This is a genomic window from bacterium, assembly GCA_037128595.1.
Classification (GTDB): Bacteria; Verrucomicrobiota; Kiritimatiellia; order CAIKKV01; family CAITUY01; genus JAABPW01.
Map to the genome: position 1 here is coordinate 81,858 of JBAXWB010000002.1, position 15,323 is coordinate 97,180.

General features: G+C 57.3%; 7 protein-coding genes. All 7 read right to left on the reverse strand.

What is annotated here, in order from left to right; all coding sequences use genetic code 11:
- Positions 1–31: 31 nt before the first annotated feature.
- Entirely contained in the window at positions 32–994 is a 963-nt protein-coding gene (locus WCS52_01360; GenBank protein MEI6165821.1) for a uroporphyrinogen decarboxylase family protein, read from the reverse strand.
- Between the two features lie 3 nt (positions 995–997).
- Entirely contained in the window at positions 998–1,963 is a 966-nt protein-coding gene (locus WCS52_01365; protein MEI6165822.1) for a glycoside hydrolase family 130 protein, read from the reverse strand.
- A 108-nt stretch (positions 1,964–2,071) separates the two neighbouring features.
- On the reverse strand, positions 2,072–5,872 hold the full coding sequence (locus WCS52_01370) for a sugar-binding protein (GenBank protein ID MEI6165823.1): 3,801 nt from the start codon (positions 5,870–5,872) through the stop codon (positions 2,072–2,074).
- A 139-nt stretch (positions 5,873–6,011) separates the two neighbouring features.
- A complete protein-coding gene (locus tag WCS52_01375; protein MEI6165824.1) occupies positions 6,012–8,138 on the reverse strand; it encodes a hypothetical protein in 2,127 nt (708 codons plus the stop codon).
- A 40-nt stretch (positions 8,139–8,178) separates the two neighbouring features.
- Complete coding sequence (locus WCS52_01380) at positions 8,179–12,030, reverse strand: hypothetical protein (GenBank protein ID MEI6165825.1); 3,852 nt, start codon at positions 12,028–12,030, stop codon at positions 8,179–8,181.
- Positions 12,031–12,309: 279 nt separating this feature from the next.
- Complete coding sequence (locus WCS52_01385; protein MEI6165826.1) at positions 12,310–13,416, reverse strand: GntR family transcriptional regulator; 1,107 nt, start codon at positions 13,414–13,416, stop codon at positions 12,310–12,312.
- 786 nt (positions 13,417–14,202) lie between these two features.
- Positions 14,203–15,189, reverse strand: a complete 987-nt coding sequence (locus WCS52_01390) for a hypothetical protein (protein ID MEI6165827.1) — start codon at positions 15,187–15,189, stop codon at positions 14,203–14,205.
- Positions 15,190–15,323: the final 134 nt, after the last annotated feature.

Sequence of the window (15,323 nt, forward strand, 5' to 3'; positions counted from 1 at the left end):
GGCTGAAAAAAACAGGCCATCGAGTTCGATTTCATTGACCCCATTCCCTCCACGCCTGAATCATGGCGCGGTAATTCTCCATCGGCACCTCAGGCTGGACGGCATTGGAGGCGCCCAGGACCAATCCGCCGTCGGCCTTGCAGGTGACGAGGAGGTTCCGGGTGGATTGATAAACAGCGTCGGGCCGCCCCCTGAGCAGAAGACCGCAATCAATATTTCCGCACAAACAGAGGCGCTGCCCGGCCATCTCCCTCGCCTTGGGCATATCCATGCCGGCGGTAGGATCAATGGCCTGCAGGGCATCAACCCCGGTCGACGCGATGGTCTCTAGATAACGGGTCAGGTTCCCATCGCTATGAAGAATGCTGTACATTCCCATTTCACGAATCGCATCCGACCACTGCGTTAAATAGGGCAGAATCCAGCGCTCCATTTGTTCGGGGTTGAAAAAAGGCCCCGAGTTGTCGGCGAGATCGGAAGGGGAAACCACAATCTCCGCCCCGACATCACGAAAACGTTTCGCTACCTCCAATGCGGCCTTCAGGCTATTCTGAGCCATGGCGTCAATACTCTCGGGGTCATCCACGAGACGGCAGCAGAACTCCATCGAGTAGTCGGCTTTGATGATACCCCCCGTAATCGCTACCAGCATCAGATCGCGTGGGGCCCGTTCCCGCAATATGGCCGATTGCCGGAAACGTGTGTCACCGGGCAGACAGTAATAGGCCAACTGGCCCGGGGCATGATTCCAATACCCGTTGGGCACCGTCAGCGCGGCATACTCCAACTCCGCCGAGACAGCAACCATGATCTCGGCATTCTGCTGCATGGCCTGTTCCTGCCCGGCCGGGGAGAGCGACTCAAACTCGCGCCCTAAAACCACATGTTTCCCCGATGCCGCATCCCACGCCTGGAACTCGAGCTCCCAGATCGGAACGGCCACTCCGGGGGTCCTCCGCGAAAGCGCGGCTATCATAGCGTCTCGTTTATTCACGGCTTATTTCCTCCCCAGACACAAGGCAATCAGGTCATCCACATGGGCCGTGGCCAGGCATTCTACCGTATCGGCCGCGCCATAATAAAGTTTCACTTCCCCGTTCGGCTCAAGAATCATACCGCCCGGGAAAAGCACGTGTCCCCGGAACCCTTCCTTCTCATAACTCGTGGTGGGCACCATCAGGGGTTCACGGGCCATACCAATCACTTTCCACGGACTTTGGAGATCAAGGAGCATGATTCCGATGGTGTAGGTCTTATACCAGTCCCGATGCCAGGCGGGTAGTTCCCTGGTTTTATCCGTATTGACGGCATGAAACGCCGTCAACCAGCCGGCAGGCGTCTTCACCGGCGGGGCACCGGGACCGATCTTGCAGTTAGCCCATGGCACCTGTTCGGAACCCAGCACCAACTGTGTGTTACCCCAGTAGGCACAATCAGGAGAATCCGAATACCACAGGTCGAAATTCTCCGGACCTCCCCGGCCATAGATCGGGAACGGTCTTTCAAGCCGGAGAAACTTCCCGTCCACCTTCCCGGGAAAAAGGACCATATTCCGGTTATCAGGAGCGGAAAGACTCAGGACTTCCCAATGATCAAAATCATCTGTCACCGCAATACCGCCGCGAATCCCATGTTTGGTATCGACGGCAAAGCAGAGATAACAGCGGTCATCAATCACCGTGATCCGGGGGTCGTAGGCCCGGCTAATCTCCTCAGTCTTCCATTCAATCCACGGCTTTGATTTTGGCACAAAGTGAATCCCATCATCGGAAACTGCCACCCCGATATTGGTGCCATCAAAATGGTTACTGCCCGGACGCCCCCCGTAGTCATTCCTGAACACCATGACATACTTGCCCTGGTACTTGGCCACACCGGCATTAAAGATGAGGGTTGCCGGATATGGAATCCGATCCGCTGACAGGATCGGATTATGGGGATATCGCGTGATTATTTCGTTCATATATATATTCTTTCTGTTGTATAAAAATAAGATGACACCTCGATCACTGGATGAGGTAAACGGAACCGGGGCCCGACCAGTCCCGTCGAATTGAAGTCATTCATTCTGTTACTCCGTCAGGATGAGATCCCCCACCATATCGGTTTCCTTGAGGTGGACACCACTGAACCACCCCGCGAAACTGCGACCGGCCCCATCATCATCATTTACAATCAGCCCCATGCCTAGGTCGGCGCCGGGAACCGGTTTGAAGGGTGCCAGCCGCGACCACGGAATGGCCACCTCGTAGTCCGCATTGCCCCCTGCCCCGCGCTTGACCATCACCTTTGCATCCTTCACCTCGCCGGTCATGACTTCCGGCGAAGCCGTGGAATTGTACCAGAGTTGGGGGCCCTTGGTGCCCAGCCCCAAACATCCATCGTAGTACCCCATTTTTTCACCGCCCTGCCGACGGGGATCCACCAGGAACTGCAAGCCGTCCTGATTCCACAGATCGCCATCCGCCTTGCTGGACACAAAGATATTATCCGTCACCTGCACGCCCAGATAAAGATACTGTTCATCCCACAGGAACCGGACTTTCGCCGACACGTCATCCGGGCCATTCCACTTCGCCCCCTTGAATCCATAGAACTGCTCAGGCTGGTCAATCGTCGCCACCGGCGCCTTCGCCCAGCAGGCCTTGCTCAAGTCACCATCCATCACCGGCGTGCCTTTGTGAACCGCCATAAAGCCCGCCACATATCGGGAGACCATCGATTCATGCCCGTTGTCATCATTGACCCGCAGGGTCACATGATAGAGCGTCAGCGGAGCGATATCGCGCAGAGGCAGGCGGAAGGTCTTCGTCTCGCCTGCGGCCAAATTCGCCGTGCCGTCAGCCGCCTCACCAAAACCGGCCTGGGCCGGCTGGGGATCCGTTAACCGGTACGAGGCCTTGGCCATATTGAGTTCATGCCCGATGACCGCCTGCCAATGCAACGTCACCGGTTCCTGGCTATGGTTGACGAGAGAAATCTGAACCGCCTTCGAGCCGAGAGCATCGCCAAGCGCCGGTTTGAGGGAGCCCGCAAAACTGCTATCCACCGGCATATCGACCACGAGTGCCGCCACCGTCTTCCCGGAAACCACACGGCCTATCGTGATTCGCCCCGACTGCGCCTCGGTCTCAGCGGGTGGCATCACCTCGCACACGACCTCATCCGGCCCGGCCGTACGGTTCGTCACCTGCCACTTCGGCGGCACGGTAACACGCACCGACTCCGGCGTTAATCCTGCACCGAAAAGTTTCAATTCACGCTTCTGGCCCTTGACGACGGATGTCGGAGGCGCCTCCAACGCAACGGACGGTACAGCCCCTTTGTCTTGCAGTGTCGGTGTCTTGGCCCGGTAGAGCACCATGATCGGCTCCGCAGAAACTGTCACCGTCACAACCCCCTCATGCGGCGCCAGCGGCAGCGTCGTCCCGTCAAGCAGCACCAGCGAGGCCGTCTCCGCACCCGGCACGGCCAGCCCGATATCCGTCCTCCCCTTCTCATTCCAGACCATCTGCAAACACTCGCCCTTGGAGTTGGCAAACAGATAGGATTCCGTGCCATCCGCATAGGTCCGTTCCATCTTGAAGGCCTTGTTGGCAATCGCATTGATGGCCTGGTACAACGTCACCGCATCCAACTTCGGGTTGTACTGATTGTAACGCGTATCGTAGATGTTGAACGCTTGTCCTGATGAATTGGCCTCCGTGCCCTTGGGATCAGGATACATGATCGTAAACCACGAGGCGTTGACGCCGCCGGCCGCGAAGAAGACGGCGAATTTCTTGACCATTTCCTGGGCCACAATCTGGCGTGAGAGTCCCTGGCAGTTCAATCCCAGCTCCGTGCTGAAGATCGGCTTTACCGCATGATATTTCTCCATCAGCGCCTTGTAAGCCTCAACCGTCTTGCGGATGCCGGGATAGGATTCGTAGGTGTGGAAATCGTAGATATCGCAATAATTCTGATAGCCCTGCCGGAAATACTCCTCATTCGGCTCCACCGACGTGGCAATAACCTGGATTTTAGGATCGAACGCCTTGACCGCCTCGTACAACACCTTGTAAGCCGCAATATTGCTGGTGATCTGACTCGGGCCGCCGCTTGGCTCGTTCCCCAGACAGATATAGGCCAGACCGTTGGTGGCATAGGTTTTCAGGAAATTGGTCATGCCGGTCTTCAGCATCACCGGATCCATAACCTTTCCACGTTCCACGCCCGCCCCGGGTGAGCCGGTCACCCACTTCATGCCAAGCTTTTGGCACCACTCACCGCCGGGTAAATTCGGCTTGTAGGGCGGCTTGTCACTCCAGCCACCCCAGACACCCGGCACGCGGATACCAATCCGGTCGGTCAAAAAGAAGTAATCCTTGATCCGATTGTCCCAGTTCCGGATGGTAAAGGGAATTTCCTCCGGCGAATATTGTTTGGTCAGTGCCTCAGGCAACCGCGCCAGACCAATCGTGTGGCGAAACGGCTTGGCACCGGGTTGCGGCACATCCAGATGCAGGCGGTAGAACCGTCCCACCTCAAGCCCGTTGGTCGACAACACCAGTTCGCCCTCGTACTGGAATACCTGTTGCTTGAAAGCCGTCTTCTGAAGCGTCACTATCTGACTGACGCCTTGCTCGGCACCCCAGTAATCGGAAATGCTGGCCGTCACCGTCAGGTCTTCCTTCTTCAGCGGCTTCAAAGCCCAGACCGACACCTTGTAGGTGGGCATCTCGTCCGGCAGGAACATCCCCCCCAGACGTGAAGGTGAAAGCATAACCCGGTCAAACTGCTTTGCCGCTCCGGCTGCAGGCGGGACAAAGGAAACGGAGAGTTCATCCACCGCCATTGCCCCATACGTCTTCTCAAGTTCAACGCCCAAGCGGCCTGCCACCGTTCCAGCCGGAGCCTCCAGCGTTTTCTTGAAAGGTTTCCAGACATTGGTACCCCGCAGTTCCTGGGCGAGAGAGCGCTCCAGCATCTTGCCTGCGGCATCCAGCCACTCCACCGCGATGACCCCCTGGAAGGACTCATCCGGCGAATACAAGGCCGAACGGCCCGCCCCCGCCACCTCCCAGGCTCCGGGCCGGGCGGTAAACACCGGGCCACGGGCATGAATGGGCTGGTTTACATTCTCCAGGGTACGAACCAGTTGCAGCGCCCCGTTGCCGGAAAATGGCTGCACATCCGTCAGCATCACCGTGCCCACCGACTCCCACTTCTCCGGCATCCGTCCCGCCTCGAAGCCTTCCTTGTAGCAGGCCGCCTCCACAAGGGAAACCGCCTTCGTTATGGCCCTGGGCCGGGCGATGTCCAGTACCGGCGACAGGGTCTGACTCTTGTTGAGGATCACGGCCACCATCGAGGGTGAGCCGTGCCACTGGCCATCATTGGCGCCGCCCCAGTGTTCGCCTCCGGCAATCTTCAAGGGATCCAGCACCACCTCATGCCACTGCCCATCGGCCACGAGAGTGGCGATCTTCTGTTGGTGACACTGCCCGGTACTGTCGGTCATCCGCACGGTAAACTTCGTGCAGTTGGTTGACCGCAGGGTGAGCACGAGACTGTCCAAAGTGCTACCTGCCAATTCAGGAAGTTTGCGCACGGCCTGCACATAGGCTCCGCCACCTGTGAAATCGCCTGCCAGACGCATGCCGTTCCGACCGGCTTCGGGTTCATCTTTAAGCAGGATAAGCGATCCTTTTGCCCCTTTGAATTCACGCCCGTTGTCAAAGGACCAATCCATTTCGCCCGCTTGCAGCACCTCATCCAGCAAAAGGGTCTGCCTCTTCTCCGGCACGGCATCGCCAGCCTGCACGAAACACGTCCCATTCAAAAGCACACCAAAGCCCACCACGATCATATAAAACAATAAACTCTTCATTTTGCTCCTATGCCAACTAGACCTTCCCATCAATCCAATCAATACACTGCATACTATAGAGTTTATGCATAAATAATCCACAAGATTTCCGGTATTTGTAAAAAAGTATACCGAGGAGGAAAGCAATCCCGGCAACCTTTTACCTGATCAAGTACACCGTCCCACTCGCTCCCTTGCCGAAAGCGCCGGGCAGGGAAGTTCGTACCGTCAGGTCGTCCAGATAACAGCCACTGGAACCCACGCGAACACGACTCATGGAAATATTCGTCTGCACCATGTAGAACCAGGATCCGGTCCGCGTCAGTCCGTCATTCCCCCACCCGGCGGGATCCACGAGAGGAGCAGACTCATTGACCCTTATCTGGAAGCGATGGTTGGTGTAGTCCTGCGCCACTGTAAACCGCGTCCATTTCGATGTATTGATCATTGTCGAGAGGGTCAACCATTCGTTTGAACCTGGACGGCCACTAGTGATATTCCGGTGCCAGATCACCAGCTGGCAGTTGGAACTTACACAGAAGGCGTACTGGCGATTCGTATCTTCAAGATAGGTTCCGACATAGGGAACCGGTAACCCCATGAGATCAAGATAGACCAACGGGCTCCCCTCACTGCTGACCTCACAGCTCACCATGTCATTCAGGGCAAGGAGTTGCGTATGGTTTGTATTAATCGGCAACTCCAGGTGCAGGGGATCCACGTAGGCCAATACCCCCGCGTTTAACAGAGAATCATTGGTCACCACCCCGGCATCCTGGACGTCGGATGACCACCCATTTGTCCCGGCCAGCAGGAACCCGTTGGGGTACTCTTCAAACGGCTCCACATAGGGCAGGACATTAAAAAACCCGGTATCGTTGGTGAAGAGAATCCGGATCCCCGTATTCGTTATCCCCGTCACAAACCCGGCATTCCCCCCTGTAAACGCATTGTCAAGAAAGGTGAACGCGCCGTTGTAGACATTGTCATTCGTCGAGTTGTTGACGGCCTGGCCGGTCAACCGCACGACCAGTTGCGTCGCGCTGCTCCGGATAATCCGGGCAGTCAACCCGGACGGAAATCCATTGGTCGCAATCCAACCCTGCGCCACAAAATCCAACCCGTCGGATCCGGCAAAGGTATCCCCCGACAACGTGATTGTCATGGGGGTGCGGTTATCGATCACGCCGCCAGACAGTTCATTAAAAATGTTGCCGCTATACGTCAACACCCGGGGATCCGCGAACTGAACATGGAGATTAGACAACGAGTAATTCGAAACGGCAGCGGCATTCCCGAGCAGAAACGCATTGTCCGTAAACGTGATCGTCAGGTTCGTGATACTGTCGGCCAGGGCATGAAAGGTGGCCGTCCCTGAAAATACCACCGTTGCGTCCTGCGCCGTGGAACCCCTGATGACGTGGAGCCCGAGCCCCGCCGGACGATTCGTAAAGGTCACCTTGCCGTTCGCCACCATATCTTCGCCATTCGTTGAATTGAATATCTTATTCACCAGGGAGAGTGTCGTTCCATTTACAACGCCGTTATTGGTGACCGTTTCGGCGAAGACATTGGTTCCATAACTCAGAACCGCGGGATTACCGAAATCTACCGACACATCGTCAACGTAGTTCGTGGCGTCCTCACCCACCCTCAGCCGGGCCATGACCCCGTTCGTCTGGACCATGTGAAACCAGGAACCCGGATGGCCGCCCCCGGGCGTCGTCCACCCGGTGTTGTCCGTGAGCGGGCTACCTGCATTCACACTGATCTGGAAATAGTTGTTGGAATAGTCCTGTTTCACCGTAAAGCGGGTCCAGGTCCCGGTTGAAACGGGCGTGTTCACCAACTCCAGCCACTTGTTCGTGGGCGTGCCGGTAATGTCCTGGTGCCATATCACCACATGGCCATTAGTCGATACGTAGAACGAATATTGCGCGGTCGCATCCACATTCGCTGGAGGGGCATCAAGGAGTGTCGGCATGGCACGGAGATCCAGCGTCACCACGGCCCCGGTGGCACTTTGAATGTCATTGCAAATCTGGCTGGTCAACCGCAGCACGTTGGTATGGGCGGCCGGGGGAAGTGGATCCCCCTTCACCACACCGGCGCCACTGATCTCGGCGGACCAACCGTTCGTCGCGTCCAAGCTGGTATCGACGGCATACCCCTCGAAATTATCAAGCCAGGGAACGGCGTTGGTCACCCCCGCGCCTGCCGTTCCACTACCCAACCCGATTCCTGCCAGAAGCAGAATCAGCCAGGCATGATATGTTGCATTGCTCATACGCCCCCCACGTTGCCGCCTTCGCTTATTTCCGCACCCATTACTCCACGATCACGACAAATCCCCTGGCGGCCGGCCTCAGGACCAGATTTGTGCCACCAGGCCCTTTCGCCACCTTGAAGGAACCGGGAGTGACCGTCCAGTTCGCCGGCGAGCCATTAATCGCAGAGGACGAAGTGAACAGGGTTATCTGGTCATTCGGCCCGGGCGTCGGCGATATATTCAACGTGACGGGATTGGCCAGTGTCAACGTGCCTTTCACCACCAGCGCCGGACTATTCGTCGTCCAGTTGATCGTGCCGCCGATCAGCACCAGATTGGTATTGAAGGTCACGGTGCTGTTCACCACATTCATCACGCCAGTGTTTGTCACCGCACCCCTCATGACCGCAACGGTATTGGAGAAGGTCAGCCAACCGGCGGATCCGATGGAGACGTTTCCATTGGTATACGCCGTATTGCCATTCACCATTTCGAGGCCGGCATAGTTGGTCAGTGCTACGGCAACGGCATTGAAGGTATAGTCCTGGTTCGTCGCAACGCCATTCGTCGAGTTATTCAGCCGGAAGGCATTGGCACCGGTGAAGGTCATGTTGGATAGGATCGTCGTCCAGTTCCCCTTCACATTGGCGTTTGTCACATTCCGGAAAGAGACGGCACCGTTGTTGAGCGCAATCGTCCCTGGGCCGTTATTGGTTATGGCCGGTGCCGCCGTCGTGAATTGATAAACACCGCCGGAATTGGTAATCAGGTTGCCGCCGCCCGTCCCCACGGTCATGGTATTGGCTTCCAGCAGACTGCCCCCCGATATTTGAACCAGACTCCCCACCGCCGTCGAAAGGCCGGCTTTCAGGGTGGTGACGGCGAGCGTGCCTCCGTTGGTGACGAACACGCTGTTGTTCAGCGCCGCATTGGTCTGGCCGACCGTCAAAGTGCCAAGATTCGTTACGGTGGCACCACTATCCACACAAAACACATTGCCCGTGGCTGAACTATATCCGGCGTAAAGTATCATTCCTCCCGCGTCCCACACCGTGTTGCCGTAAAGTCTGACGCTATTGCTCGCGGAAGCGAACCCGACATAAGAATTGTACGTACTGCCTTTCAACACGCCAGTCCCTATGCTCACACTATTGTTGTTTCCGCCTGCGGTCTGCGAAACCCCGCCGCACCAAGCACCGACACTGATCCCACCGGCACTCGAATAGAAGCGCCCCCCATTCGCAACAGTCAGACTGTTGCCATCGCCACCTGGATTGTAACCGACATCCACACCAAAGGCTCCGACATTAGTGACCACAGCGCCACCCGATACCACAACGGTGTTACCGGTACCGCCACCACCAATTCGAAACTCCGTCGAGGCCATATCACACCACCCATTCGCGGTGACGGTCATGGAATTATTTGAACTGCCATACCCCACAAACACCCCGCCCGCGGCCCTCATCGTGCCGTTGTTGATGGTCAACGAATTCCCGTTCCCCGCCGCCGTGTTTCCTACAATCACATTGGCAGTGGCATACACCTGCCCGCCATTTGTGATGATGGCCGAGTTGCCGAAGGCTCCGGTGTCGTAGCCGATCTTCAAGCCGCCGCTGCCGATATTCGTCACCACACCATCATGATCCACGATCAAACGGTTGGCGTTGGCAGGTCCCGTGCCTCCAACGAGCAGGGCAGCGTCGTTCAGGTTAAACAGGGACTTGGCACCAGTGTCCGGATCCGCACCTCCAACCCAGGCGAAGTTGTTTGATCCGACGTTTCCTATCGTAATCGTTCCTGTGGTGATCACGCGACCACCATTGGTAATCGTCAAGCTATTGTAGGCGGCTCCAGCACCCCCGCCGACAGTAATCGCACTCGACGCGAGGCCGTTCGAGATCGTCCCTCCGGATGTAACGGTCACCGTGTTGTAAGAATCGACGCTCGCGTTTCCGGCCGCAATCGTGCCAGGACCAATATCCCACACAGCCCGGTCACCGGTGGTCGCATTCGTGCCACCAATCCATACGCTATTTGAATCACTACCGTTTCCAACGTAAGAGGATGCCGAAAAAAAGGAGACCAGTTTCCCTCCATTGGAAACCACGAGACTGCTCCCGTTGTAGCCGGCGCCATATCCGATGTACGCCCGGTAGAGATTGGTTATCACTCCACCATTGTCGACCGTCAACCGGCAGGATGCTCTTGGCAAACTAAGCGCCTTGCCTCCCTGGTTCCACACGGACCCGTTTCCGGTCACGCGAAGACTGCTGCCGTCCGAGTTGAACACCAGATCAGCGGTTGATAAATTGGTAAACACTCCTCCACTGGCAATAGCAATCCCCCCCCCGCCAAGTCCGGCGTTGACACCGGTACCAGTTCCAGTTCCCAGTGAAATCGCATTCGTTCCTGTCAAGGTGAGCGTATTGGGGCCACTCTTGATTAGAAAGCCTGCGCCGGTGATGTTTTTGGAGTAGGTCCAATCGTTTGTTGGGCTAAGCGTCAGTCCGCCGGTATGGATCGTCATGTTGTTTGGCCATAGCCTCGCATTGGAGAGAACCAATGTTCCTGACCCGAACTTGGTCAAGGGAGCCGTGCCCGCCAGGTTGACGCCCAACGTGCCGGGTGCGGTACTGCTGTAGTTCCGAACGTAAACGATCGCCTCCGAGTCACCGAAATTCAGCGTTCCACTACCGACCACGGCAGGTATGACACCCAGGGCGTTGTCAAGGATCAGGCCAGCATCGGGTCCATTGGTAACCCATAACGTTACCCCGGCGCTAACCGTCGCTGTAGCGGCATACACCTTCATGGCCGCCAGCGCGCGATCCGCCGCAAAGGTTACATTGGCGCTAATGTTGGTTTTAACTGCATCGTAGGTCGTCACCTTGAAACCATTCGCCGAATCGTAGGTGAGAAAATCGGCGGGGTAGCCGTTCCCCGTACCAACCGTACCGACAATGGAGGCCGAGACCAGCCCATTGACGGGATTGGTCGCCACCCCGCCGTTAACGACGAAGTTCTCGGTACTCCCCAAGGCATTAGCGACGAGATAGTGGACTTGCAGCACCCCTGAACCGCTGCGCTCCATCACCGAATTCGGTGCTGCCCCGGCATTGCCGGCGGTGTAGGTCACACTGCTACAGGCGCCCTTCTTCACCTCCAACGTGGCAATGTTGGCGTAAGTAACTTTAGTGCCAACCCCTGCGTTGGCCCCGCTCATGACCACGGCGCCAACCGTACCCGTTGGCTGCATGGATAACGTTCCGCTGTTGATCAACAGATTACCGGTGCCAAAGGGTGTGCTGGAGGCGCTGCTTATATTCACTACCGTACCGGCGACCAACGCGAGAGAGCCTGTTGTGAGAAAATTGGTGCCGAGAACGAGCGTGCCCGCCCCGTCTTTGGTGAACGCGTAGCCCGCCCCATCCACGAGACCGTAATTGGTGGTCGGCTGCGTCAGATACCACGTCTGGTTTCCACCCAGCGAAATGCCATTGTTAAACGTCACCGCAGAACCGGTATTGGTGAAGCCGTTGTTGAGCGTTATAGCCCCCGCTCCACCGTCCAGGAACGTGACCCCTTTGGTGCTTGTGATGTTCAGGTTGCCGACGGTGACGTTTGCCACCGTCACGGTCGATCCGACATCCGTAGCCGCAAATACAGCGTCGTTATTGGGGCCCCACGTAACGCGTACATTGTTCGAGACCGGCGGAGACGTGGTAGCCCACATCGCGGTACTCGAATCCCAATTGCCATTGCCACCGTTGAGCGTAATGTTGTTGGTCGCCGTATCCCACCACAACGTCGTGGCCCGCGCCTCTCCAGCCGCGAGAACCACCAGCGCCCCCCCAATCATGGCCAGATTCCAAATGCAAACAAAGCAACCGCTAATATATTTATTCATAATCAACCCCCAGACAGTTTTACCCTACTCCCAATTTAATGGTTCATACTATAAAGCAAACAAATCGCAATGTCAAGGGTGCAAAACAGGACTCCAACGGGCGGATGAGGCCATCCGCCCCACACAGAGAGCCATCGCACACAGCCGCACCCCTCAGGGCAGACATAGGCGGATATTGAAGAAACTAGGGGGTGACGCGCTTCAAGGTGGCCAAAGTCAAAGTGAGATGTTTCCCATGAAGAACCGCCGGTTTGAAATCTTGTTTCAAGGCGAACGGCGTCAAGGCGCGACAGGGCCGGTGCTCTCGCGAACCACCAGGGAGGGAGGCAACAGAACCATGCCGTCAGGACTGGTTTTCTGAATCGCCAGTTCCAGGGACCGCCGGGCAATGGACTCAAACGGCTGGGCCAGGGTGCTCAACGCCGGGTTCATGTACCGGCTCGCCTGATCATCATCAAAGCCAATCACCGATATCTCATCCGGCACCTTGATGCCCCGTTTAGCCAGTGCCTTCAGCAGAATCCAGGCACCGGTATCGGAAATCGCAAACAGAGCGGTCGGCCGCTGCTTGAGTTCCAGAATCCTGTCCAAGGCGCCCTGAATGGACTCTTCCAGGGGATCCCCATCGCAGACCACCACCCGCGCCTGCTTGAGTCCGGATTCCGCAACAATGGTCTTGAAACTTTGCACGCGGTCGCGGGAATTTCCGCGGGTTGCCGGCTCGTTCACCAGCAACGCAATCCGGCGGTGACCCAAGTCCATCAGATGCTTCATCCCCAGCCGGATGCCGATAGCATTATCCACCCCGACATACACATCGCCACACCCCACCAACAGGTTGTCCACATTGACCACCCGGTAGCCGCGTTTGGCCAGCGCCATATAAAGCCCCCGCGCTGTTTTCAGCATCTCACCCAACAGAATCACGCGTTGCCGCGTCGGCACCCCATGCACCAACCGAAGAATATCAGCGGTCGTTTCCCCCCGGTGAGTCTGATGAATCCGGAGGTTCAAGTCCATTTCCTGGCTGGCCATCACCACTTTCTCCATCAGGGTCGCCAGGAAGATGGATTCGGTCTGGGGCATGATCACCCGGATGTCCCACCCCTGGTCATCCGGCTTCCGCACAAACGTTCCCTGGGGCACCAGTCGCACGAGCAAGCCTTCGCGGGTCAAATCAGAAAGAGCATGGCGCACCGTTCCCAATGACACGCCCAGACGCTGAACCAGCACCGCCTCGCTCAGGAATTTCTGGCCATCCTTAAACTCCGCAATGACCATATCGCGAATGGTCTCGCGCACTTTCGCGTGCAAGGGAAGACGGTCCATCACGATCTGTCCGTTTCCAACAACGGGTTCCACAGGGCTATCCGAAATGAGCGTCACAAAATATCTCCGTATTAATTCAAAGGCGTTCTTTGCTTATACTATAAGGTGCATAAGATACCCCATCAAGCCTATTTTCCCTGCCCCGTCTATGATACGAAGCCGGTCCGCCGTGCCCACCTTACCGTCTCGCCCGGCCGGCCACATGTCTCGCCAGCAACATCGCCACCGCGGCGAGTCCGAGCAGATACCAGGGATTGATGAAGCGCCCGATCATCCCTTTCGACTCCTACGAATTGAAAGGCCCATGCGCTCGCAAGAATGCGGAGTTTGGCCCCCAACAGGATGCGGGTTGATTTATGCTGAAACTTTGTTTATAGGTTTTAGCATGACTAATCAAGTGACGTTGAAAGATGTGGCCCAAGCGGCAGGGATATCCATTGCGACGGTCTCTCTCGTGATGAACGGCAAAGCGAATACGTTCAGGATCAGCCCTACCACTCAGGCGCGAATCCGTTCTATCGCTCTCCAGCTGGGCTATCAACCAAACCTGGTTGCGCGCGATATCGTGCTCAGGAAGCCGTTCCGCGGCGTTAAGACGCAAAACGGCAGTTCAGATAAAAAATCACAGATGACAGAGAGGAAACCGGAACGAAAGCAAATTGGCCTGATTCTCTCCCCCACCAGCACGCCAGAAACGCTTGGCCTGATTCCCGGCCTGATCTCCATTTTGACCACGGCAGGGTATAGGCTGGTCGTTATGACCATCGACCCGGCAACCGCCCAACCACCGCTGATCACATTTCTTAACGAGGGTGTTGCCGGACTCCTGTGCTGCCCGACCGTCTATTCTTCCGTGTCGGAAATAGCGGGGAGCATGGAGGCGGGAGTACCGCGCCAGCCGAGTTCCGCGTCCGGGGAACCGGCCGCGTCGCCACCAACCCGAACTCCGGTGATTGTTCTGTGGCAAGGCGCGGGGAAGGCGATGTTAAATGCCGTCAGCAGTGGGCAGTCTGCAGGAAGCAGCGGGGAGAAGACCGCAGACCGGGAGACCAGAATCCCGACGCCAGTTGTATCAGTTCCGCCCCCAAAGCCGGTCATCGTGACGCCGAAACCTGTCGTTGAGAAAACGCACATACAAACACCGGAACCGCCATTGCCCACGGATGCGCCGGCCTTAACGCCGCCCCCAATAATTGAATTTGCGCCTTTGGGCTCCCGGGTGGATGCCGACGTCCCGGCGGCATTGGCGACCAGCGCGGACTCATCAGGCACAAATGCCGCCGGGACGGCGGCATCCACCTGGACGTCAGTGCCTGAGGCCGAAAAACCCGCACCAACGCCGGAACCGCCCTTGGCCACGGATGCACCAGCCTTAACGCCGCCCCCGATAGTCGAATTTGCGCCTTTGGGCTCACAGGTGGAGGCCGACGTCCCGGCGGCATTGGCGACTAGCGCGGACTCATCAGGCACAAATGCCGCCGGGACGGCGGCATCCACCTTGACGTCAGTGCCTGAGGCCGTGAATCCCGCACCAACGCCGCTGGAGGTTTTGACAGAGCAAAACCCTCCATCCATTCCTGCGCAGGAGCCGGACCCGGTGTCGACACCGGTCGTGATGGACGCACCGATATCAGAGCCGGAACCGGCAGTTGAACCGACGCCTACACCAACACCGGAACCACCCTTGCCCACGGACGTGCCGGCCTTAACGCCGCCCCCGATAGTCGAATTTGCGCCTTTGGGCTCACAGGTGGAGGCCGACGTCCCGGCGGCATTGGCGACTAGCATGACCCCCTCAGGCACAAATGCCGCCGAGACGGCGGCATCCACCTGGGTGTCAGAGCCTGAGGCCGAGAATACAGCGCCACCACCGCTGGAGGTTTTGACAGAGCAAAACCCTCCAACCCCCGCAAGTGAAGGGGATCAATTGGTTTTCAATTTCACCGCATTCCCGTCATCAGCGA

Coding starts and splice junctions, on each gene's coding strand:
- WCS52_01370 (MEI6165823.1), bottom strand. CDS start 5,872: ATGAAGAGTTTATTGTTTTATATGATCGTGGTGGGCTTTGGTGTGCTT.
- WCS52_01365 (MEI6165822.1), bottom strand. CDS start 1,963: ATGAACGAAATAATCACGCGATATCCCCATAATCCGATCCTGTCAGCG.
- WCS52_01380 (MEI6165825.1), bottom strand. CDS start 12,030: ATGAATAAATATATTAGCGGTTGCTTTGTTTGCATTTGGAATCTGGCC.
- WCS52_01375 (MEI6165824.1), bottom strand. CDS start 8,138: ATGAGCAATGCAACATATCATGCCTGGCTGATTCTGCTTCTGGCAGGA.